This window comes from Pseudomonas sp. 8_5_2, assembly GCF_059295255.1.
Genome location: NZ_CM181238.1, coordinates 1,481,762 through 1,503,613 on the forward strand (window position 1 = coordinate 1,481,762; position 21,852 = coordinate 1,503,613).

Here is a 21,852-nt window from a genome sequence, read left to right on the forward strand (position 1 = left end):
TCCTGCCGGCTTTCCTTTACTTAAAACAAACCCACATTGTCTGGAATGTGGCGATGGGCGTCTGTTTCGCCCGAATCTACAGGAATTAAAATGAGCGAAAGCTTTGCAGAACTCTTTGAAGAAAGCCTGAAAACCCTCAATCTTCAGCCGGGTGCGATCATCACCGGTATCGTTGTCGACATCGACGGCGACTGGGTTACCGTACACGCTGGCCTGAAGTCCGAGGGCGTCATCCCGCTCGAGCAGTTCTACAACGAAGCTGGCGAGCTGACCATCAAGGTCGGTGACGAAGTTCACGTTGCGCTGGACGCGGTCGAAGACGGCTTTGGCGAAACCAAACTGTCCCGTGAAAAAGCCAAGCGCGCCGAGTGCTGGATTGTTCTGGAAGCAGCTTTCGCCGCCGAAGAAGTGGTCAAGGGCGTTATCAACGGTAAGGTTAAAGGCGGCTTCACTGTCGACGTTAACGGCATCCGTGCGTTCCTGCCGGGCTCCCTGGTTGATGTCCGCCCTGTGCGCGACACCACCCACCTGGAAGGCAAAGAGCTGGAATTCAAGGTCATCAAGCTGGACCAGAAGCGCAACAACGTTGTCGTTTCCCGTCGCAGCGTGCTGGAAGCCGAGAACTCCGCCGAGCGCGAAGCCCTGCTGGAAACCCTGCAGGAAGGCCAGCAAGTCAAAGGTATCGTCAAGAACCTCACCGACTACGGCGCATTCGTGGACCTGGGCGGCATCGACGGCCTGCTGCACATCACCGACATGGCCTGGAAGCGCATCAAGCACCCGTCGGAAATCGTTAACGTTGGCGACGAAGTCGACGTACGCGTTCTGAAGTTCGACCGTGAGCGCAACCGCGTTTCGCTGGGTCTGAAGCAGATGGGCGAAGATCCGTGGGTAGCTATCACTGCCCGTTACCCAGAAGGTACCCGCGTACAAGCGCGCGTTACCAACCTCACCGACTACGGCTGCTTCGCTGAGCTGGAAGAAGGCGTTGAAGGTCTGGTACACGTTTCCGAAATGGACTGGACCAACAAGAACATCCACCCGTCGAAAGTCGTTCAGGTTGGCGACGAAGTGGAAGTCATGGTTCTGGACATCGACGAAGAGCGTCGTCGTATCTCCCTGGGCATCAAGCAGTGCAAGTCCAACCCATGGGAAGACTTCTCCGGCCAGTTCAACAAGGGTGACAAGATCACCGGTACCATCAAGTCGATCACCGACTTCGGTATCTTCATCGGTCTGGACGGCGGCATCGACGGCCTGGTTCACCTGTCCGACATCTCCTGGAACGAAACCGGCGAAGAAGCCGTACGTCGTTTCAAGAAGGGCGACGAGCTGGAAACCGTCATCCTGTCGGTCGACCCAGAGCGCGAGCGCATCTCCTTGGGCATCAAGCAGCTGGAAGACGATCCGTTCTCCAACTTCGTTGCTGTCAATGACAAGGGCGCTATCGTCCGTGGCATCGTGAAAGAAGTTGACGCCAAAGGCGCCATCGTCACTCTGGCCGACGACATCGAAGCTACTCTGAAAGCTTCCGAAATCAGCCGTGACCGCGTTGAAGACGCGCGTAACGTTCTGAAGGAAGGTGAAGAGATCGAAGCCAAGATCATCAGCGTTGACCGCAAGTCCCGCGTTATCAGCTTGTCGATCAAATCGAAAGACGACGCTGAAGAGCGCGAAGCCATCCAGAGCCTGAAAAACGCTCCGGAAGCGGCTGCCGACACCACCATGGCTGCGCTGCTGCGCGAAGCAATGGCCAAACAGAACTGAGTTCTGTTTGATCGGTAAAAAAGGGCGACCCTCGGGTCGCCCTTTTTTTATGCCTGCGAATTTCTAGGGCCGGCCTATCCTGCGGTCTCTGTGGGAGCCGCGCTTGCCGGCGATGGGCTGCGAAGCAGCCCCCATGCAAGCGACACCATTCTGACGAATTTTGAGTGACTTGAAACGTTGGGGCCGCTGCGCGGCCCATCGCCGAATGCGGTGGGTTTGCGGGCTGTGCTACACAGATGGCGCAGGCTCACGCTCACATCCGGCCAACACCGCCCGTTTTGAGAGCGGGTTCACCCGCGAATCAGGCGTCGCGGTGGATGGCACCGGCTTGGCCGGGATTCACGGTGTAGACCATTCTTGAATTACTTCAATCTTGAATTTTTTTATTAAGTCAAGATCCACCCTGTTCAAATCTCTCCCGGCGTGCTACAAACTGGTTAAGCAATGATCTAGCTGCTTGATAACGAAGGGAAAAATATGACGAAGTCGGAGCTGATCGAACGTATTGTCACCCATCAAGGGCTGCTTTCGTCCAAGGACGTGGAGCTGGCCATCAAGACCATGCTTGAGCAGATGTCACAGTGCCTGGCGACCGGTGATCGCATCGAGATCCGCGGTTTTGGCAGCTTCTCGCTGCACTATCGGGCCCCTCGTGTGGGTCGTAACCCCAAGACGGGACAGTCGGTCAGCCTCGAAGGCAAGTTTGTGCCGCACTTCAAGCCCGGCAAAGAGCTGCGCGACCGGGTCAATGAAGAAGACGAGGCGCAAGCCTGATCATCAAGGAGCAATCTGATGCGTAACCTCAAGCGCGCCCTGGCGGCGGTGTTTGTGCTGCTGTTGGCGGCTGTGGTGCTGTTCTTTGTGCTGGAAAACCAGCAGACCGTGTCGTTGGTCCTGTTCGGCTGGGTCGCCCCGGCCATGCCGGTTGCCGTGGTGGTGTTGGCTGCCCTGGTCCTCGGCCTGGCGGTCGGGCCATTGCTAGGTGCCTACGGCGTGCAGCGCAGCAAGCGCAAGATCAGGGCGTCTGCCCGACAGGCCGCGTTGAGCGGTAACTAGCGAAAATTCCTACGCACACATAGGAAAGTCTCACCTATGCATGTGCCGGCCGTCATGGGGTAATAGGGCACCTCTTCGGCTCAGGCGAACGCGTGCAGCATGCAATACCCCAGCCTTTCCCATCACGGCGGTACCCGTGGCGTCACCGGGTCTTGCCACCAGCTGCACCTTGCCCCGTCCAGCAGCCTGCTGGTCGACTGCGGCCTGGAGCAGGGGGCCGAGGCCGCGCCAGGCGCCGAGTCTGCGGCGCTTGGTTTCGATGTACAAGGCATCCAGGCGCTGGTCGTCACCCATGTTCATCTTGATCACGTTGGTCGGATCCCGGCACTGCTGGCTGCTGGCTACCGCGGCCCCATCCTGTGCAGCGAGCCCTCCGCCCGTTTATTGCCGCTGGTGCTGGAAGATGCCTTCAGGCTGGGCATCAGCAGAAAGCCTGCGCTGGTGGCGCGTTATCTCGACCTGGTGCGCAGCCTTGTCGTGCCGCTGCCGTTCGAGCGCTGGCACATGCTGCTCGAACGCCCCGGCCTGACCTGCCGCATTCGCCTCCAGCGTGCCGGGCACCTGCTGGGCTCGGCTTATGTCGAGTGTGATATCCAGCGGGAGCATGCCAACAGCCGTTACGTGTTCTCCGGTGACCTGGGCGCTTGCAGCAACCCCATGCTGCGGCCCGTGCAGCCACCGGAGCGGGCTGACGTGCTGGTACTCGAAAGCACCTACGGCGACCGCCTGCACCCACCTGCAGGTGACCGACGGCAGCGCCTGGAAGCTGCCATTGACCGCGCGCTGGCCGACCAGGGCACTGTCCTGATTCCTGCATTCAGCCTGGGCCGCACCCAAGAGCTGCTGTACGAGCTCGAAGACATTCTTCACCGCAAGGCCTTGCTGGGCTCAGCCGGCCATGGCTCTGAGGAGGATCCCCTCAATTGGTCACAATTGCCGATTATCCTTGATTCACCCTTGGCCCAGCGCATCACTGGCGTGTACCGCGAGCTGCATGAATATTGGAGCGCCGAAGCGAGGGCGCGCCTCGTCGAAGGGCGCGACCCGCTTGGTTTCAGCCAGCTGATCAGCGTGGACAGCCATGCCCGTCACCAGCAGGTGGTCAACTACCTGAAGAGTACCGGGCGGCCAGCGATCGTGATTGCCGGCAACGGCATGTGTTCGGGTGGGCGTATCGTCAACTACCTCAAGGCCATGCTGGGGGATGCACGGCATGAGGTGATGTTTGTGGGGTATCAGGCGAAGGGGGCGCCTGGGGCGGTTATACAGGCCAGTGAAGCTGCGCAAGGGGTTGAGCAGGTTGACCTAGATGGGCAGATGTATGAGGTGCGGGCGAAAGTCAGGACACTACCGGGATATTCGGGGCATGCAGATCAACAAGGTCTTGTATTGTTTGCGACCGAGGGTTGCAGGCCAGCGGTGAAAATTCATCTGGTACATGGCCAGGCAGCAGCGAAAGCGGCGGTTAGCCAAGCCCTGCTGAGGGCAGCCCGGAAGAACGGGTACGAACTGGAGGTAAGCATTCCCTGATACCGACATGCTAATCTGAAGAAACTCTGGTGTGCTTGGGAACTAATCGCTATGCCGTTCCTCTCAGATCGCGGAGCTTTTCGCCAGGCTTGAGCTGATCAAGCTAATGGCTATTTGCTGCTGCCCTCGATTTTAGCTATCGTGCCTGACGGCCTGCCAGAAAGCAGGCGCTGCCTGGTATACCAAGAGTTTCTCCCCAGATGTCGGAATCAAGGAAAAATAAAAGAAATGCGCAATGACCTCGAGCGCCTGAACAAAGAGCGTGATTTTGACATTTTCGATTTGGTCGTTGGGGTGTGGCGTCAGCGGTGGTTAGTTCTATTGATCACGTTGGCGGTGACGGCTATCTTCGGTATTTATGCGGTTGCGGTGACACCGGTATATCAAACCAAAATCTTCCTTCAACCTCCTCTCGACAGTGACATCAATCAATTGAATATTGGTCGAGGAGAAGGTAAGGGGCTGTTGTTGCCTATTACCGCGAAACAAGTTAGCGATGTGTTCGAGCGCAATCTTCAGTCTGACGCTTTGAGGCAGGCCTTTTATCAGCGTGTATATTTGCCCGGCCTGAGCGAGAGTGTTCGGAGTGGCCCGCAAGCGGGGCTCTATGCAAAGTTCAACGGCCAATTTGTGGTGGATGTCAGTAAATCTGAGCAGCGGGGATCGGTCACTGTCCTGGCAGAAGACCCCAAGCAAGCCGCTGATTGGGCTGTACGATATGCCGAGTTGGCAAGCGATCAGGCAAAAAAGGACCTCATTGAGCGGGTAGTTTCTGATTTCCAGGTAGAAGCTAACAACCTGCAACGATCCATTGACTCTGCGCGCGCTAGCGCCAAGCTGGAGCGGGCCGACCGTATTGCCCAGTTGACAGAGGCGTTGAGAATATCCAGGTCGATTGGCCTGGAAAAGCCACCGATAATCGAAAGTGGCCTTTCCGGCGAGGTTTCTGCAGGCATGAATGGGTCGTTGATGTACATGCGCGGCAGCAAAGCTCTGGCATCGGAAATTCAAAATCTGGAAGCACGATCATCTGATGATCCATTCGTAAGTAACCTTCGTGAGCGCGAGGAGCTGGTGTCCGTGTACCGTTCCACGAAAATCAATCCCGACCAGTTTTCCGTTTATCGCCAAGATGGCGTGGTGGAGATGCCAGAAAGGCCTGTCAAACCACGAAAGGCGTTGCTGGTGATGGTAGGGCTGTTCTCTGGCTTGTTCTTGGGCTTGTTCGTGGCGCTCGTTCGCGAAGCGTGGATTTACCGTCAGGCGCGTTTGCGGGGCTAGCGGTGGGGTGATGATGATTGCTATAGCAATGCGGTCTTGAGCGCACGGCCATGGGTGGCTGAGCATGGGTCAGACTTTCGCAGATATAAAACTAGCAAAGGGTTCGTTTGAAAATGAGTGAGCGATACTTAGTTACAGTGGTAGTGCCAACCCACAACCGCTCAAAATACGCGATCCCTTGCGTGAAAAGCCTGCTCGAGATCCAAAGCGATCGCCTTCAGATTGTAGTGCATGACACCAGTAATGATGAATGTGCTCTTGCGACGTGGGCGGCGGCTCAGACAGATACCCGTTTGGTTTATGTCCACTGGAAAAGCCGCCTGTCCATGACCGAAAATCATGAGCGTGCGATCGCCTTGGCCGAAGGTGAATACGTCTGCTTGATCGGCGACGACGATACGGTTTCTGAAAGAATTATCGACGCGGCAGATTATGCACGCGCGCAAAATATTGGCATGCTGACGCCGCAAGTGAAGGCTTTTTATTACTGGCCTGACTTTCGGACGAAGTTCTACGGTGCAGCACATGCCGGGCGCATTTACCTGGATGATTTCACTGGCCAGTGTGTCCAGCACGATGTAAAGCAGCGTTTGGATGTAGCGCTGCGAGACGCGTGCCAAGGAACTGATGCGTTGCCAAAACTCTATCATGGGCTGGTGAAGCGCAGTCTGTTGGATGAACTTCGTGAGCGCAGTGGAAAAATATTTTACGGCACAAGCCCGGACATGTCTGCATCGATATCACTGGCGATGATCGGCACGAATTATTCGCTTATGGACTTTCCTTTCACCATGCCGGGAGGTGGGGGGGGGAGTAACAGTGGGCGTAGCGCCATGGGTAAACATAAGGGTGATCTGAAAAGCGACCCACACATGAAGCCATTCACCGATCTTGAGTGGCCAGCAGAGTTGCCGATGTTTTTCAGTGTCGAGACGGTTTGGGCGCATGCCGCCTGGGCGACCCTTGAGGGCTTGAGTGAAAGAACACGTCAGGATCAGTTTAATTTGGCCAGGCTCTACGCACTGTGCTTGTTCCATCACCGTGATTACGCCAGGGAGGTCTTTTCGGCACGGCGGGCAGCCCTTCAAAGTGGCAATACGCAGGTAGGCGCTGTGCGGATTGCTTCGGAGTTCATCAGGGTTCTATGCAAATATGCTTTCGCAAGGTTCAAGCGTGTATTGAGGCCTAAAGCCAGCAACGGTCGCGAAGTCGTCGCGGTTGTAGATGATGTCTACCTTGCCAGGCAAGCGCTGGATCAGCGCCTTCCCGCCCTCTTGACGGCAGCAGCGCAGCGTGATGATTCGACTGTGGTGGCTAGGGGTAGCAGGTGATGACGCGTTCATGAAGATTGCCAATCTATCATCGCTGCTGCTTGCCAGTTTTTCCGGAAAGCTGATTTATGCGTTGGCGAGTTTGATTTCGCTACCTGTCGCTGCGCACGTATTGGGTGCTGAGGCTGTTGGCTTGGTCGGTTTTTTTACCACGCTATTGATGGTGCTGATGGTGCTGGAAGGTGGGCTCACCAGTAGCGTGATCCAGCGTCTGGCGAGTTTAAGAGGCAAGCATTCGGCTGCGCGTACCCGGCGCCCAGTCTTTGCGTTGGTGAACACGTATCTGCTGGTGTTTGCAGGGCTGGGGGTTGTTGCTGGATTGGCGATTGCGGCGGCGGCGCCCTTTCTGGTAACAAAATGGCTCAAACTCTCAATGATTACCGAACAGCAGGCGATTTATTGCGTGTACTGTATGGCGGTATTTATTGGTCTGAACCTACCTGTGATGCTACTGCAAGGCGTTTTCGCCGGGAAAGAGTTGCAGCTCTCGTTAAACAAGATTTACATTCCGTACTCATTGATGCGAACGCTCGGTGTCTTGTTGGTGCTCGGTTGGATTCCGCATGTAGAAGGCGTGGTTGGCTATTTCCAGATTCAGGTGATTGTTCAGGTATTTTATGTAGTTGCGTTGTTAGTTGTGTTGATGAAGTGCGGCGTCATTGGGCGTGCGAGAACTCGCTTGAAGTATGTGGCTCACGGGCTGGCATTTAGTCGAGGGGTATTCCTGATCTCTCTGACGTCCATAGTGACGGTGCAGTACGATAAAATATTCATGAGTGGCGCACTGGGGTTGGATGAGTATGCATACTATAGCCTGGCAGCTACAGTGGCGGGGTTCCCCTACATATTTTCCACCGCCTTCAATGCAGTATTGTTTCCCCGCTTCTCAACCCATTTGCGGCTGGATAGATACGAAGATATAGAAAAAATATTTCGCGCGGCATTAGTCTTGTTTTCGGTCGTGATGACGATTATGTGCGCTGCGGTATTTTGGTTCGCTCGACCCGTACTGCACATCTTATTTGAGGGGTTTCTGGCAGATGGCATGGCATCTGTGTTGCCTTGGCTTCTGCTGGGTACTGCGATGCAGTCTCTGTTGATAATTCCTTTCGCGCTTCAGCTAGCGGCAAGCTGGACATCACTGTCATTCCGTCTGAATCTGGTGTCGATGCCTTTCATGTTGCTGGCGCTTCCTGTACTAGTGTCCAATTTTGGAGCCGTAGGGGGCGGGTATACCTGGGTTTTTTACAATTTGTTTTCACTCGTCTGCACCGTATATTTCACATGTCGTCGCTTCTCCTGGTTGCGAAGGGCTTACACCACTTGCCTCGCGTCCGTGTCGGCTACCGCGGTTTTGGCGAATGGTCTGTTTTTCCTCAATTCGTTATGGATGAACAGCGGGCTGACAGTTGTAATCGTTACGTGCCTTTCGTCTGCTGCGCTGTGCGCAGTCAGTGGGCTAATTTTTCGAAGGCACCTCGCTGGACTCAGGTGACGTGACCGTATAGGCTTTCAAGATCAGGGAGAATGACAATGAAAATCATGGTTCTCGGTGCATCCGGGATGTTAGGGAACGCGGTATTCAGGCATCTGGTGTCGGACTCGCGTTACCAGGCATGGGGTACCGTCCGCAGTGCAGCGACATTGCGTTTTTTTTCGGCCGCTGAGCAAAGCCGTTTACTGATTGGTGTCGATGTCCTCAATCAAGACGAAATGCTGGATGTTGTCAGTCAACAACGCCCCGATGTTATTATTAACTGCACCGGTCTAATTAAACAGTTAGCAACTGCGAACGACCCTCTCGCCGTATTGCCTATCAATGCGTTGCTACCTCATCGGTTGCAGAAAGTGGCCAGCTTGGCTGGCGCGCGCTTGGTGCATATCAGTACAGATTGCGTGTTTTCCGGCACGCGCGGGATGTACACCGAGTCGGATGTTTCTGATGCTGAAGACCTTTACGGTAAGTCGAAATATATTGGCGAAGTCTCCGAGGCAACCAATGCCATTACGCTGCGGACTTCAATAATTGGTCATGAACTGACAAGCAGCAAATCGCTTATTGATTGGTTTTTGTCACAGTCGGGCCCGGTAAAGGGCTACCAGCGAGCAGTTTTTTCGGGGCTGCCCACCGTCGAGATCGGGCGTGTCATCAGCGACTACGTATTGCCGAATGCAGCGTTACACGGCCTTTATCATGTGTCTGCCGAGGCGATAGATAAGTATTCGCTCCTGGAGAAGGTCGCAAGAATCTATGGCAAGACCGTCACGATCACAGCGGATGATGCGCTGGTCATCGACCGGTCCCTGGATTCGACGCGGTTCCGCAAGGCGGTGGGGTATGTCCCCCCTTGCTGGGATGATTTGATCACTCGTATGCGTGACTTTAAATAACGAATTGCCGGGGCGTAGACATGTTCAAAAATAAGGTTTTGATGATTACCGGTGGCACAGGCTCCTTCGGTAATACAGTGCTAAAGCGCTTCCTTGATACCGATGTCAAGGAGATCAGAATTTTCAGCCGTGACGAAAAAAAGCAAGAAGACATGCGGATTGCCTTGGGTAATGACAAGGTGAAGTTCTACATTGGCGATGTGCGTGATTACGCCAGTTTGATGCAGGCCATGATCGGTGTGGACTACATATTCCATGCGGCTGCCCTCAAACAAGTTCCGTCTTGCGAATTTTTCCCGATGGAAGCTGTAAAAACAAATGTGTTGGGTACCGAGAATGTGCTCAATGCCGCAGTGGAATGCAAGGTCAAACGTGTCGTTGTCTTGAGCACTGACAAGGCGGTTTACCCAATCAATGCGATGGGGATCTCCAAGGCGTTGGCGGAGAAGTTGGTGATTGCCAAGTCCAGAATGATTCCCGAGAGTTCGCCGACGGTGATTTGTGCTACCCGCTACGGCAACGTGATGGCGTCTCGAGGCTCGGTAATACCACTGTTCGTCAATCAGCTGAAAAGCGGCCAGGCGTTAACCGTCACAGACCCGAACATGACGCGTTTCCTGATGTCGCTCGAGGACTCGGTTGACTTGGTGTTGCACGCATTTGAGCACTCCCAGCAAGGCGATATCTTTGTGCAGAAGGCGCCTGCTTCGACGGTGGGTGACTTGGCTCAAGCGCTTCAGCAATTGTTTGCGCTGACCACTGAAATTAAAGTCATTGGTACGCGTCATGGTGAAAAGCTCTACGAGTCGTTGATATCTCGTGAAGAAATGGCCAAGGCAGAGGATATGGGTCGTTACTATCGAATTCCAGCCGATAATCGTGACCTGAATTATGAGAAGTACGCCTCTAATGGTGAGGAAGAAGTTTCCCATCTTGACGACTATACCTCGCACAATACCTCCCTGCTTTCGATTGAGCAGATCAAGGAGACGCTGTTGAAATTGGAATACATTCAGAATGAACTGAAGGCGTAGTGCGTGTCGTCAGTCGAGTGGTCGCGTGTGTCATGGTTTGAAGTGGAAGAAGGTGGTTAACGGTGTCCAATGCTTCTGTCAGTGTCATTATCCCTTGCTATCGAAGCAGGGCATCGATTACACGTGCCATCGAGTCGGTTTACAATCAAACCATGAGGCCGACTGAGGTCATTCTGGTCGATGACTGCAGTCCTGATGATACACTCGACAAGCTGTATGAAGAGCAAAAGAAGTACCCTTCGAGCTGGGTGAAGGTGATTGCTTTATCGCAGAATGTTGGTCCTGGCAACGCCCGTAATGCGGGTTGGGAACAGGCAGTGGGCCGGTATGTGGCTTTTCTGGATTCGGATGATTGCTGGCATCCTCGTAAGGTCGAGCTTCAGTACCAGTGGCTTGAAGGGAATCCTGATGTAAGCCTGTTGGGTCAGTGCTTTGGCGCGGGTTTGCGAGATGAGCCGCAGGTTGATAGCGTTTTATTCACCGAGGTCGGCGAGCGACAATTACTTTTTTCAAATCGTTTCACAACCTCCTCGGTTATGTTGCGTCGAGATATAGAAAGTCGTTTCAAGCATGGAAAACGATTTTGCGAAGATTATCATCTCTGGTCAGATATTCTTTTCTCTGGCGGCAGATGCTTCAATATGGATTTTCCCTTGGTCAGGACATTCAAGCCTGTCTACGGTGATTCGGGTTTGAGCGGGCAGCTTTGGTCCATGGAAAAAGGAGAGCTGGGCGTCCACGTGGCGCTGCTGAGGGCGGGCAGGATAGGCGTCTTGCCGTTCTGTTCAGCGGTGACGTGGTCCCTGCTGAAGTTCATCAGGCGCATCATTAACTCATCACTGCGAAGAAATTAATGATCTATATTGTCGGCTGGGCGATGATGTTGCTGGCGCTTATTGCTTCCGAAATCACCAGGAATAGAAGCCGCTTGCCCGTGGCACTGGTGATTTTCTATGTTGCAGTACTCGCAGTCTTGAGGGGCGCAGTCGGTACCGATACCAATACCTATGAGTGGATGTTGGATTCGCTAGACATCGAAGGCTTGCGAGGGGGCGTCGAGCCGGCATTCACGTTTCTGGGCTGGCTTTTCAAAAACTTCACAGGCTCTGGGGTAGGGGCTGTCCGGCTATTTGGGCTTCTGCTCTTTGGTGTGCTGTTCTATTATCTTCTGCGATCCAATGCCAATGAGCGATTTTTTTTATTGTCGTGTTTTCTGCCGTCGTTCATTTATCAGTACAGTATGAATACGTTGCGTTTAGGGTTGGCGAGTGTATTTTTACTGTTGGCGTTTCAATATGTGCGCAAATTTGATTACACCAAGCGCGGTGGGCTCTCGCTTATTGCATTGGGCTTCCATTACTCGTCGCTATTCAATGTCGCCTACCTGATGCTGCTACGCATGCCTTGGGCCCGCTGGAGTACTTTACTGGCTGGCGTCGGTTTCATTGCGTGCGTGGGCCTGGTTCTGGTCCTTAAAAGCGACTATTTTCTGATGAAGATCGCCGCTTACAGCGCAGTTTCCTCGCCTGGCAGATTTTCTGGCATGAGCAAGGTCTTGGTGATAGCAGTGATGCTGATTGCGGTGGCAGCGTCTCACATGCCCCGTCATGACAAGCTGAAAATCGTGCTGCTTACCTCAGTGTTAACAGTCGCATTTGTGGGCTTGGCCAGCATCAGTTATGCAGGGCTCCGCTTTCTTGATTTATTGTCTTTTTCGTTACCGTTGGCTGTTTTGGTAGCCTATAACGATAATGAACGCTCTTTCGACTGGGTCATCAAAGTAGGCTTGTCCGCTGTAGGGCTTCTGGCGATGATCGGTAGCTACAGGAACTACCTTCAGGAGTCAGGGCAAGGACCAAGCCCATTTCTGCCCTATCATCTGCTGGACGTACTCAGTGGCATGTAGGTTGATGCAGTAATTATCGTCAAAGGAGCGGGCGCTTGAAAATTCTTGTGTTGGGTGCGAATGGGTTCATTGGGTCTCGGGTAGTGAGAGTTCTGAGCGAGCAGGCGCACTCGATTCGTACCTTGACCCGCACCGCCGGTGCCAAGGCGGGAGAGCATCAAGAAATCGTTGTTGGCGACCTCACAAGCAACACCCTGGACGTTGACCTTCTCATAGAGGGCTGCCAGGTGATCATCAACTGTGCAGGTGAAATCAAGAATGAACAATTGATGTCCGCCCTGCACGTGGATTCCACGCGGCGGCTGATGGAAGCCATGGGCCGTAGAAAGGATCCCGTGCGTTGGGTTCAATTGAGCAGCGTTGGCGCATACGGACCGGCGCCAGCGCAAAGTCGAATAGTCAATGAGCAAACCCCGCCTAATCCGCAAGGAATGTACGAGGTCACCAAGACTGAGGCTGACGAACTGATCATGACGCACCCTGCGTTCCAAGGTGGCATGGCTGACTGGGTGATTCTCAGGCCGTCCAATGTCTTTGCCGGTGACATGCCAAATCAATCTATTCGGCAGTTGGCCAAGATCATTCGTAAAAAGCTCTTTTTTTACGTAGGCTATGAAGATGCCATTGCGACGTATATACATGCCGATGATGTAGCTTCCGCTCTTGTATGCTGCGCTACCGATTCACGGGCGGCGAAGCAGATTTACAATTTGTCTAATGATTGCCAGCTGCGGGAAGTGGTAGAAGCTCTCGCCGTTTGCCAAGGCGTACCTCCGCCTCGGATCAGGTTTCCTGAGACTCTCGTGAGGGCGGGAGTGTGGCTTGCGGGTAATATCTTGCGTTTACCACTGACGCAGAGTCGTGTCGATGCACTGACCAACCGGACTGCTTACCCGGCAGATAAAATTCGTCGTGATCTGGGTTTTGTTCCTCAGTACAGTGTTCCTTTGTGCATTGGTGAAGTGCTCTAAAAAATAAACTTGTTAAGCAAAATAATATTGAATAGCGTATTGGGAAGTAGGTCATGTCGATCAAGGGTTTACGGGTAGCACGGATTTCGACGGTTCCGTTTTTTGTAGTAACGCAGCTTAGCGCTCAGCTGCGAGCGCTGAATGAGGCCGGAGCAAAAGTCGATGTCGTCGCCAGTAACGACGATATGAGTGAGTTGTTGCGGTCCCAACAGAGTCTCCAGTTTATTCCCGTTGAAATCGCCCGTGAAATCAGCCCATTGAGAGATTTGCGCAGCCTGGTGCGGCTAGTCATTCTTTTTCGTAAGCAGCGCTACGATATCGTTCACTCTACTACCCCTAAAGCGGGTTTGCTGGCGGCGATTGCCGGGCGGATCGCTGGTGTGAAAGTGCGCCTGCACACCTTTACTGGTCAGCCTTGGGTAACAATGACGGGCGTAAAGAGGCATTTGCTCAAGTTCTGCGACAGACTGATTGCAAATTTAAACAGCCATAATTTTGCCGACAGTGCCAGCCAACGCGATTTTCTGATCCGTGAGGGTGTGGTCCCGGAACGGAAGCTCTCTGTAATTGGCGTCGGCTCCCTGGCTGGAGTGGATATCAATCGGTTCGACGCCCAGCGGTTTCCGCCTGCTTTGATTGCCCAGACTCGTACAGAACTCGCAATTCCTGATCAAGCCAAGGTCATTCTATTCGTTGGCAGGGTTACCCCTGACAAAGGCATCCGCGAGCTCATGGAGGCCTTTACCAGCGTCAGGGCTGCACACCCCGATCTCTACCTGCTGATGGTCGGCCCATACGAAGCTGATGGGCGGGAGGTAGTGGAGTCTCATTTAGCTGGGGGTAACGTTTCGCATGTAAAGGTGCTCGGCCTGCAGGCAGAACCCGAAAAATTCATGGCAGTTGCAGATCTGCTGTGTTTGCCAAGCTACCGTGAAGGCTTCGGTACGGTGGTGATTGAAGCAGCAGCAATGGGCGTGCCGACGGTCGGAACCGACGTCTATGGTCTCAGCGATGCCATCGTTGACGGCGAGACGGGGCTGCTGGTTCCCGTACGAGACAGCACCGCGCTGGCAGATGCGATTGGCGGATTGCTATCGGACCCCGACCGGCGGATCACCATGTCATCAAAAGCAAAAGAGCGGGCGAGAAGGGATTTTGATTCCGGGCACTGCTCAGCGCTACTCATCGAACAGTATGAAGGATTTTACAAGTGAGTTACTCAGCGCAGTCAGCCGGTGAACGCGTTTTGGTGACAGGCTCCACGGGGTTCGTAGGCGCCGCGCTGGTGAACGGCCTTGTGAATGCAGGGCGCTTTGATGTAATCGCCCAGTATCGCAGAAAGCCTGGCACATTCGTCGGCCTGACAGGTGGCATGAGCGTGCCATCGATCGATGGCGACACGGATTGGTCGGCGGCACTCGAAGGCGTAAATGTCGTGGTGCACTGCGCGGCGCGTGTACATGTGATGAACGAAACCACGAATGATCCCTTGGCTGCGTTCCGTCAGGTCAATGTAGACGGCACCCTCGCGCTCGCTCGACAGGCAGCGAAGGCGGGTGTACGGCGATTCATCTACTTGAGCTCCATCAAGGTCAATGGTGAGCGAACGAGTACTGTCCCGTTCACGGCGCAGGATAGCTGCTCACCGAGTGATCCATATGGAGTATCCAAGTGGGAGGCTGAACAGGGGCTGTTGAGATTGGCCTCCGAAACCAGCATGGATGTGGTCATCGTGCGACCGCCACTCATCTACGGGCCTGGAGTAAAGGCCAACTTTCTCAGGATGATCAGGTGGATGGATCGTGGTATCCCGCTGCCGTTGGCAAGCGTGAACAACAAACGAAGCCTGGTAGGCTTGGGGAACCTTGTCGCGTTCCTGATCCATTGCATTGATCACCCCAATGCGGCTAACAACGTGTTCTTGGTATCGGATGGCGAGGACCTGTCGACTCCGGCACTGTTGGAGAAAGTCGCTGGTGCGCTTGGCAAGCGACCGCACCTGCTTCCCTTTCCATTGAGCTTGCTGACGGGCCTGGCGGCGATGGCTGGGAAAAAAGCCGAAATTGATCGGCTTTGTGGCTCGCTGACTGTAGACATTGAAAAGAACAGGAAGCTGCTTGGGTGGCAGCCGCTGTTGTCGGTTTCAGAAGAGTTGAAGCGCACCGTTGAAGACTATCGTCAGCAGGAATCCGCATGAGCATTTGGTTGTTATTACCCGTGGCTGCAATCGCATCGTATTTTTTGACTGGCGCCCTGCGGCGGTATGCGCTGTCCGCAAGCATGATCGATGTGCCTAATGCCCGCAGTTCACACACAGTGCCCACTCCCCGCGGTGGTGGCGTTGCCATCGTGGTTTCGTTCCTTCTGGGTCTTCTGGTGCTCGGGTATTTCGGTGCGGTGTCCGGAGCATGGGTAGGTGGTCTTCTGGGCGCTGGCGTTATCGCTGCTCTGGTAGGATTTCTTGACGACCATGGTCACGTACCGGCGCGCTGGCGATTGCTTGGGCACTTCAGCGCTGCAGCCTGGGGGCTGGCCTGGTTGGGTGGTGCCCCCCCTCTTGAGCTGTTCGGAGTGATTTTCAACCTGGGGTGGGTAGGTCATGTGCTGGCTGCTGTTTACCTGGTGTGGTTGCTCAACCTGTACAACTTCATGGACGGTATCGATGGGTTGGCGAGCTGCCAGGCAGTGACGGTATGCACAGGCGGCGCCTTGCTCTGCCTGCTGGGGGGGGATACCTCTCAACTGTGGCTTTGCGGCTTGCTGCTTGCTGCCGTTGCAGGCTTTCTTGTGTGGAATTTCCCCCCCGCCAAAATCTTCATGGGAGATGCTGGCAGTGGCTTTTTGGGGATCATCATCGGGTTGCTTGCTCTTCACGCCACCTGGATCTCACCTACGTTTTTCTGGAGTTGGTTGATACTCTTGGGAGTGTTCATTGTCGATGCCACCTGGACCCTGCTCAGAAGGTTGCTGCGCGGCGAGAAGGTTCACGAAGCTCATCGAAGCCATGCCTATCAGTACGCTTCCAGGCAATACAAAAGCCATCGGGTAGTTACCATCAGCGTGCTGCTGATCAACATCCTCTGGCTGATGCCACTCGCGTTGCTGGTAGGCTCAGGGTTTCTGGACGGGCTTGTGGGCTTGCTGATCGCCTACCTGCCGTTGGCAGGTCTGGCGCTGAAGTTCAAAGCCGGCCAGCGGGAGGCCTGACTTCACATGACACAGAGAGGCAATAACAAGATGCGCAGTTGGCTTCTACAGCTCACGCGGCGCCAGAAACGGCTCCTGCAATTGACCACCGATGTTCTGTTGATCTGGGGAGCGCTCTGGCTCGCCTTCGTGGTTCGGCTCGGCATCGACGATCTGGCCAACCCGATCATCGATCACGCGTGGTTGTTTATTACTGCTCCGGTAGTATCGATCCCGCTGTTTATCCGCTTTGGTCTCTACCGCGCGGTAATGCGTTACTTTGGTAACGATGCATTGATCGCCATCATCAAAGCGGTCACGCTTTCAGCGCTGATTCTCGGGTTCATCATTTATTGGGTTGGCAACCACCAGAGCGTGGTGCCGCGTTCAATAACCTTCAATTACTGGTGGCTTAGCCTGATCCTGGTCGGGGGGATGCGCCTGGCCATGCGCCAATATTTCCTGGGGGATTGGTTCTCTGCTGCAGTTCAGCATGTGCCTTTTACAACCAGAGACGATGGCCTTCTTCGCGTCGCGATCTACGGTGCCGGCGCTGCGGGTAATCAACTGGTTACAGCGCTGAGGATGGACAAAACCATGCGCCCGGTGGCCTTCATTGACGATGACGCGAGCATTACCGACCGCGTGATTGCTGGCTTGCAGGTTTATCACCCTGACCAGTTGGAAAAGCTCATTGATGCGACTGGCGCGCAGGAAATATTACTGGCCATTCCGTCCTCCACGCGCACCCGTCGACGAGAAATTCTCAATTTCCTCGAAGCGTTCCCGCTGCATGTGCGAAGTGTGCCTGCGTTCGCAGACCTAGCCAGCGGCAAGGTCAAGGTAGATGACATCCAGGAAGTCGATATTGCTGACTTGCTGGGGCGTGATGCGGTGCCTGCGCAGAGTGACCTCCTCGAGCACTGTATTATCGATCAAAAAGTGTTGGTCACGGGCGCCGGTGGTTCGATTGGTTCTGAGCTCTGCCGCCAGATTCTGGGCCAATCGCCCAAGACATTGCTGCTATTCGATCACAGTGAATTCAACCTCTACAGCATCCTCTCGGAGCTGGAGCAGCGGGTTGCTCGCGAGTCTTTGTCAGTTAGCCTGATCCCGATTCTCGGTTCGGTACGCAACCAATCGCAGCTTTTCGACATCATGAAAACCTGGCACGTCGACACCGTCTACCACGCCGCTGCCTACAAACACGTGCCGATGGTGGAACACAACATTGCCGAAGGCCTGATGAACAACGTCATCGGCACCCTGCACACCGCCCAGGCGGCCTTGCAGGCCGGGGTTGCCAACTTCGTGCTGATTTCCACCGACAAGGCGGTGCGCCCGACCAATGTGATGGGCAGCACCAAGCGCCTGGCCGAAATGACCCTGCAGGCCCTCAGCCGCGAAGTGGCCCCTGTGCTGTTCGGCGACAGCGGCAACGTATCGCAGGTCAACAAGACCCGCTTCACCATGGTTCGCTTCGGCAATGTGCTGGGCTCTTCGGGCTCGGTCATCCCGCTGTTCCACAAGCAGATCAAGGCCGGTGGCCCGTTGACCGTCACCCACCCGAAGATCACCCGGTACTTCATGACCATTCCCGAGGCCGCGCAGCTGGTGATCCAGGCCGGGTCCATGGGCAAGGGCGGCGATGTGTTCGTGCTGGACATGGGCGAGCCGGTGAAAATTGTCGAGCTGGCCGAGAAGATGATTCACCTGACAGGGTTCAGCGTGCGCTCCGAGCGTAACCCGATGGGCGACATCGCCATCCAGTTCACTGGGCTGCGGCCGGGGGAGAAGCTGTATGAAGAGCTGCTGATCGGCGACAACGTGATCGCCACGCGCCACCCGATGATCATGAGTGCAAACGAAGACTTCCTGGCCTGGGACACGCTCAAGGAGTCGCTGCGGCAATTGATGGCGGCGGCAGCGGCGGATGATTTTGTGCGGGTGCGTCAGTTGCTGCGCGAGAGCGTGAGCGGCTACACCCCAGAAGGCGAGATCGTCGACTGGATCTACCAGCAGCGCCGCCTGGAGCCCTGATTACATCTGCAGCCTGACGCTCCCCCGGTGTAGGTGCGGGTTTACTCGCGAACACCGGGAAAGCCGGTGCCCAACCTGCTGGTTTCCAGCCAAGTATCACAATGACATCGCCTTCGCTCTCCAAGCATCCACCGACAGGCTAGAATCCTGAAAGTGGAAAAGCAGACCTGACAGCGGAAGCAGACAAACATGACCATTCTGGTAACCGGCGGTGCAGGCTTCATCGGGGCAAACTTCGTGCTGGACTGGCTGGCGGGCAGCGATGAGGCTGTGGTCAACCTGGACAAACTCACCTACGCAGGCAATCTGCAAACCTTGAGCAGCCTGCAAGGCAACGACCGGCATATCTTTGTGCATGGCGACATTGCTGACAGCGGGCTGGTCGCAGAACTGCTGAAAACCCACCAGCCCCGCGCGGTCGTCAATTTTGCCGCCGAGTCCCACGTCGACCGTTCGATTCACGGCCCGCAGGCCTTCATCGAGACCAACGTGGTCGGGACCTTCCAGCTGCTCGAAGCCGTACGCGCCTACTGGGGCGGCCTGGCTGAGCAGGCCCGGCAGGCGTTCCGGTTCCTGCATGTGTCTACCGACGAAGTGTACGGCTCGTTGGCCGCCGGCGAACCGGCCTTTACCGAAACCCATCAATACCAGCCCAATAGCCCGTACTCGGCGAGCAAGGCCGCCAGCGACCACCTGGTGCGCTCGTATCGTCACACCTATGGCCTGCCGGTGCTCACCACCAACTGCTCGAACAACTATGGCCCGTACCACTTCCCGGAAAAGCTCATCCCGCTGATGATCGTCAATGCCCTGGCCGGCAAGCCGTTGCCGGTGTACGGCGACGGCCAGCAGATTCGCGACTGGCTGTACGTCAAGGACCACTGCAGCGCCATCCGCCGCGTGCTGGACGCCGGCGTGCCTGGCGAGGTCTACAACGTGGGCGGCTGGAACGAAATGCCCAACCTGGAGATCGTCAGGCGCGTCTGTGCGCTGCTGGACGAACTGCGCCCCCGCGCCGATGGCAAGCCCTACGCGGCACAGATCAGCTACGTTACCGATCGCCCCGGGCATGACCGCCGCTACGCCATCGACGCCCGCAAGCTGGAGCGCGAGCTGGGCTGGAAACCCGCCGAAACGTTCGAGAGCGGGATCCGTAAAACCGTCGCTTGGTACCTCGACAACCCGCAGTGGGTGGAGGGCGTACAGTCTGGCAGCTACCGCGACTGGGTCGAGAAAAACTACGCAGGGCGTACTGCATGAAGGTACTGCTGCTGGGCAAGGACGGCCAGGTAGGCTGGGAGCTGCAACGCAGCCTGGCGCCGCTGGGCCAGCTGTTGGCGCTGAATGCCCGCAGCACGGTGCATTGTGGCGACCTGGGCAATCTGCCAGGCCTGGCCGAAACCGTACGTGGCTACGCCCCCGACGTCATCGTCAATGCTGCCGCCTACACCGCTGTGGACAGGGCTGAAAGCGAGCGCGAGCAAGCGTTCAGGATAAACGCCGATGCCGTCGGCGTGTTGGCGCGCGCCGCCGCCGAATGTGGCGCCTTGCTGGTGCATTATTCCAGCGACTATGTGTTCCCGGGGCAGGGCAGCCGGCCCTGGCGCGAAGACGATGCTGTCGGCCCGCTGAATGTTTACGGCGCCAGCAAGCTTGCCGGCGAGCAGGCCATCCAGGCCGCTGGCTGCCGGTACCTGATTTTCCGCACCTGCTGGGTGTATGCCGCCCGCGGCAACAACTTCGCCAGGACCATGCTGCGTCTGGCTGCGGAACGCGACAGCCTGGGCGTGATCGATGACCAGTATGGCGCCCCGACCGGTGCCGAGCTGATCGCCGACATCACCGCCCACGCCGTCATCGCAACCTGCCGCAACCCGGCCCTGGCAGGCCTGTATCATTTGGCCGCCGCCGGTGAAACCAGCTGGTGCGGCTACGCCCGCTATGTGCTGGAGCAGGCGACAGCCCTGGGCGTGCCATTGCAAGCCGGCGCCGGACAGGTCAACCCGTTGACCACCGATGCCTACCCCACACCGGCCAGGCGGCCGGGCAACTCCCGCCTTGATACCCATGAACTGCAGAAGGCCTTCGCCCTGACCCTGCCGGACTGGCGCCTGGGTGTGGCCCGCATGCTGACGGAAATCCACGAGAAAGGACGGCTATGAAGCGTAAAGGCATCATTCTGGCAGGCGGGTCAGGTACCCGCCTGCACCCCGCGACCCTGGCAATTTCCAAGCAACTGCTGCCGGTGTACGACAAACCGATGATCTATTACCCGCTGACCACGCTGATGCTGGCCGGCATCCGCGACATCCTGATCATCTCCACCCCGCAAGACACCCCGCGCTTCGAGCAGCTGCTGGGCGACGGCCACCGCTGGGGCCTCGACATCACTTACGCCGTGCAGCCCTCGCCGGACGGCCTGGCGCAGGCTTTTCTCATCGGCAGGGAATTCATCGGCAATGACCTGTCGGCGTTGGTGTTGGGCGACAATATCTATTACGGCCATGACTTCCAGCAGCTGTTGCGTCATGCGATGGACTGCCGAGAGGGTGCCAGTGTGTTCGCCTACCACGTGCAGGACCCCGAGCGTTATGGCGTAGTCGAGTTCGACGGGCAGGGCAGGGCGATCAGCCTGGAAGAGAAGCCGGTCAGGCCCAAGTCCAACTACGCTGTCACTGGCTTGTATTTCTATGACCAGGATGTTGTCGAGATTGCCAAGAGCATCAGGCCGTCGGCGCGGGGCGAGCTGGAAATTACCGATGTGAACCGCACCTACCTGGAGCAGAACCGTCTGTCGGTAGAAATCATGGGGCGTGGGTATGCATGGCTGGACACCGGCACCCATGACTCGCTGCTCGAGGCCAGCGGCTACATTGCCACCATCGAGCGGCGCCAAGGGTTGAAGGTAGCCTGTCCGGAGGAAGTGGCGTTCCGCCAGGGCTGGATCGATGCGGGGCAACTGGAAGCACTTGCTGCACCGCTGGCAAAGAACGGGTATGGCCAGTACCTGCAGCGGGTGGTTCGGGACACGGTTTTCTAGGGATTGACGTGCCATTAGCCTTTTCATCGTCTCTGAACTCCGAGCGCCGCCCGCGCGGCGCCTCGCGGGTAAATCGGATCGCCGCACCGTCGCTACATCTATCGGTGGGTGTCGTATGACCCAATCTCCCACCGAAAAACTCGATAGCATTAAGCCACCTCCTACAGCCCCAACCCTCGCATCACCCTGCCACTCAGCGACATTCAGCCTCTTCCCGCACCCAGGGTTTTCCCTGCCCCCAGAACCCGCGTATCATCCGCTCATACAAATCTGAATAATCCCACGCCAGCCTCGGACCAAAAGTCTTGCGCCCCAGCGT

Annotated in this window: 19 protein-coding genes; all 19 read left to right on the forward strand. The window is 56.1% G+C overall.

Annotation, left to right across the window (positions count from 1 at the left end; genetic code table 11):
• Positions 1-90 precede the first annotated feature (90 nt).
• The 19 genes from rpsA to rfbA all read left to right on the forward strand — a co-directional run bounded on the left by rpsA (position 91) and on the right by rfbA (position 21,533).
• The gene (gene rpsA, locus AC5O5R_RS06795; RefSeq protein WP_172230678.1) at positions 91-1,767 is read left to right on the forward strand and encodes a 30S ribosomal protein S1; all 1,677 of its coding nucleotides are present in this window, start codon (positions 91-93) and stop codon (positions 1,765-1,767) included.
• Positions 1,768-2,244: 477 nt separating this feature from the next.
• Positions 2,245-2,541 carry an integration host factor subunit beta gene (gene ihfB, locus AC5O5R_RS06800; protein WP_494515101.1) on the forward strand — a complete coding sequence of 99 codons (297 nt, stop codon included), beginning with the start codon at positions 2,245-2,247 and terminating at the stop codon, positions 2,539-2,541.
• A gap of 18 nt (positions 2,542-2,559) precedes the next feature.
• Complete coding sequence (locus tag AC5O5R_RS06805) at positions 2,560-2,823, forward strand: lipopolysaccharide assembly protein LapA domain-containing protein (RefSeq protein WP_172232333.1); 264 nt, start codon at positions 2,560-2,562, stop codon at positions 2,821-2,823.
• A 99-nt stretch (positions 2,824-2,922) separates the two neighbouring features.
• The gene (locus AC5O5R_RS06810) at positions 2,923-4,353 is read left to right on the forward strand and encodes an MBL fold metallo-hydrolase (RefSeq protein WP_494515102.1); all 1,431 of its coding nucleotides are present in this window, start codon (positions 2,923-2,925) and stop codon (positions 4,351-4,353) included.
• 228 nt (positions 4,354-4,581) lie between these two features.
• On the forward strand, positions 4,582-5,634 hold the full coding sequence (locus tag AC5O5R_RS06815) for an LPS O-antigen chain length determinant protein WzzB (RefSeq protein WP_494515103.1): 1,053 nt from the start codon (positions 4,582-4,584) through the stop codon (positions 5,632-5,634).
• Positions 5,635-5,747: 113 nt separating this feature from the next.
• On the forward strand, positions 5,748-6,965 hold the full coding sequence (locus tag AC5O5R_RS06820; RefSeq protein WP_494515104.1) for a glycosyltransferase family 2 protein: 1,218 nt from the start codon (positions 5,748-5,750) through the stop codon (positions 6,963-6,965).
• A gap of 10 nt (positions 6,966-6,975) precedes the next feature.
• Positions 6,976-8,460 carry a lipopolysaccharide biosynthesis protein gene (locus AC5O5R_RS06825; protein ID WP_494515105.1) on the forward strand — a complete coding sequence of 495 codons (1,485 nt, stop codon included), beginning with the start codon at positions 6,976-6,978 and terminating at the stop codon, positions 8,458-8,460.
• Positions 8,461-8,498: 38 nt separating this feature from the next.
• Positions 8,499-9,356, forward strand: coding sequence for a dTDP-4-dehydrorhamnose reductase family protein (locus tag AC5O5R_RS06830; protein ID WP_494515106.1), 858 nt, complete (start codon positions 8,499-8,501; stop codon positions 9,354-9,356).
• A 20-nt stretch (positions 9,357-9,376) separates the two neighbouring features.
• On the forward strand, positions 9,377-10,390 hold the full coding sequence (locus tag AC5O5R_RS06835; protein ID WP_494515107.1) for a polysaccharide biosynthesis protein: 1,014 nt from the start codon (positions 9,377-9,379) through the stop codon (positions 10,388-10,390).
• Positions 10,391-10,452: 62 nt separating this feature from the next.
• The gene (locus AC5O5R_RS06840; RefSeq protein WP_494515108.1) at positions 10,453-11,244 is read left to right on the forward strand and encodes a glycosyltransferase family 2 protein; all 792 of its coding nucleotides are present in this window, start codon (positions 10,453-10,455) and stop codon (positions 11,242-11,244) included.
• On the forward strand, positions 11,244-12,296 hold the full coding sequence (locus AC5O5R_RS06845; RefSeq protein ID WP_494515109.1) for an EpsG family protein: 1,053 nt from the start codon (positions 11,244-11,246) through the stop codon (positions 12,294-12,296). The genes AC5O5R_RS06840 and AC5O5R_RS06845 overlap by 1 nt, the downstream gene beginning before the upstream one ends.
• 35 nt (positions 12,297-12,331) lie before the next feature.
• Positions 12,332-13,267, forward strand: a complete 936-nt coding sequence (locus AC5O5R_RS06850; protein ID WP_494515110.1) for an NAD-dependent epimerase/dehydratase family protein — start codon at positions 12,332-12,334, stop codon at positions 13,265-13,267.
• Positions 13,268-13,320: 53 nt separating this feature from the next.
• Positions 13,321-14,481 (forward strand): glycosyltransferase family 4 protein, encoded by a 1,161-nt coding sequence (locus AC5O5R_RS06855; protein WP_494515111.1) that lies wholly within the window; start codon positions 13,321-13,323, stop codon positions 14,479-14,481.
• On the forward strand, positions 14,478-15,464 hold the full coding sequence (locus AC5O5R_RS06860) for a UDP-glucose 4-epimerase family protein (RefSeq protein ID WP_494515112.1): 987 nt from the start codon (positions 14,478-14,480) through the stop codon (positions 15,462-15,464). Before AC5O5R_RS06855 ends, AC5O5R_RS06860 begins: the two co-directional genes overlap by 4 nt.
• On the forward strand, positions 15,461-16,474 hold the full coding sequence (locus AC5O5R_RS06865; protein WP_494515113.1) for an MraY family glycosyltransferase: 1,014 nt from the start codon (positions 15,461-15,463) through the stop codon (positions 16,472-16,474). The genes AC5O5R_RS06860 and AC5O5R_RS06865 overlap by 4 nt, the downstream gene beginning before the upstream one ends.
• Before the next feature lie 6 nt (positions 16,475-16,480).
• Positions 16,481-18,493 (forward strand): polysaccharide biosynthesis protein, encoded by a 2,013-nt coding sequence (locus AC5O5R_RS06870; protein ID WP_494515114.1) that lies wholly within the window; start codon positions 16,481-16,483, stop codon positions 18,491-18,493.
• Between the two features lie 189 nt (positions 18,494-18,682).
• Entirely contained in the window at positions 18,683-19,753 is a 1,071-nt protein-coding gene (rfbB, locus tag AC5O5R_RS06875; RefSeq protein WP_172285911.1) for a dTDP-glucose 4,6-dehydratase, read from the forward strand.
• Complete coding sequence (rfbD, locus tag AC5O5R_RS06880; RefSeq protein WP_494515115.1) at positions 19,750-20,655, forward strand: dTDP-4-dehydrorhamnose reductase; 906 nt, start codon at positions 19,750-19,752, stop codon at positions 20,653-20,655. Before rfbB ends, rfbD begins: the two co-directional genes overlap by 4 nt.
• Positions 20,652-21,533, forward strand: coding sequence for a glucose-1-phosphate thymidylyltransferase RfbA (rfbA, locus tag AC5O5R_RS06885; RefSeq protein WP_494515116.1), 882 nt, complete (start codon positions 20,652-20,654; stop codon positions 21,531-21,533). The genes rfbD and rfbA overlap by 4 nt, the downstream gene beginning before the upstream one ends.
• The last annotated feature ends 319 nt before the right edge of the window (positions 21,534-21,852 follow it).

What these genes read in the sequence shown, in the direction of transcription:
- rpsA (WP_172230678.1), top strand. Translation starts at nt 91, where the DNA reads ATGAGCGAAAGCTTTGCAGAACTCTTTGAAGAAAGCCTGAAAACCCTC.
- ihfB (WP_494515101.1), top strand. Translation starts at nt 2,245, where the DNA reads ATGACGAAGTCGGAGCTGATCGAACGTATTGTCACCCATCAAGGGCTG.
- AC5O5R_RS06805 (WP_172232333.1), top strand. Translation starts at nt 2,560, where the DNA reads ATGCGTAACCTCAAGCGCGCCCTGGCGGCGGTGTTTGTGCTGCTGTTG.
- AC5O5R_RS06810 (WP_494515102.1), top strand. Translation starts at nt 2,923, where the DNA reads ATGCAATACCCCAGCCTTTCCCATCACGGCGGTACCCGTGGCGTCACC.
- AC5O5R_RS06815 (WP_494515103.1), top strand. Translation starts at nt 4,582, where the DNA reads ATGCGCAATGACCTCGAGCGCCTGAACAAAGAGCGTGATTTTGACATT.
- AC5O5R_RS06820 (WP_494515104.1), top strand. Translation starts at nt 5,748, where the DNA reads ATGAGTGAGCGATACTTAGTTACAGTGGTAGTGCCAACCCACAACCGC.
- AC5O5R_RS06825 (WP_494515105.1), top strand. Translation starts at nt 6,976, where the DNA reads ATGAAGATTGCCAATCTATCATCGCTGCTGCTTGCCAGTTTTTCCGGA.
- AC5O5R_RS06830 (WP_494515106.1), top strand. Translation starts at nt 8,499, where the DNA reads ATGAAAATCATGGTTCTCGGTGCATCCGGGATGTTAGGGAACGCGGTA.
- AC5O5R_RS06835 (WP_494515107.1), top strand. Translation starts at nt 9,377, where the DNA reads ATGTTCAAAAATAAGGTTTTGATGATTACCGGTGGCACAGGCTCCTTC.
- AC5O5R_RS06845 (WP_494515109.1), top strand. Translation starts at nt 11,244, where the DNA reads ATGATCTATATTGTCGGCTGGGCGATGATGTTGCTGGCGCTTATTGCT.
- AC5O5R_RS06855 (WP_494515111.1), top strand. Translation starts at nt 13,321, where the DNA reads ATGTCGATCAAGGGTTTACGGGTAGCACGGATTTCGACGGTTCCGTTT.
- AC5O5R_RS06865 (WP_494515113.1), top strand. Translation starts at nt 15,461, where the DNA reads ATGAGCATTTGGTTGTTATTACCCGTGGCTGCAATCGCATCGTATTTT.
- AC5O5R_RS06870 (WP_494515114.1), top strand. Translation starts at nt 16,481, where the DNA reads ATGACACAGAGAGGCAATAACAAGATGCGCAGTTGGCTTCTACAGCTC.
- rfbB (WP_172285911.1), top strand. Translation starts at nt 18,683, where the DNA reads ATGACCATTCTGGTAACCGGCGGTGCAGGCTTCATCGGGGCAAACTTC.
- rfbD (WP_494515115.1), top strand. Translation starts at nt 19,750, where the DNA reads ATGAAGGTACTGCTGCTGGGCAAGGACGGCCAGGTAGGCTGGGAGCTG.
- rfbA (WP_494515116.1), top strand. Translation starts at nt 20,652, where the DNA reads ATGAAGCGTAAAGGCATCATTCTGGCAGGCGGGTCAGGTACCCGCCTG.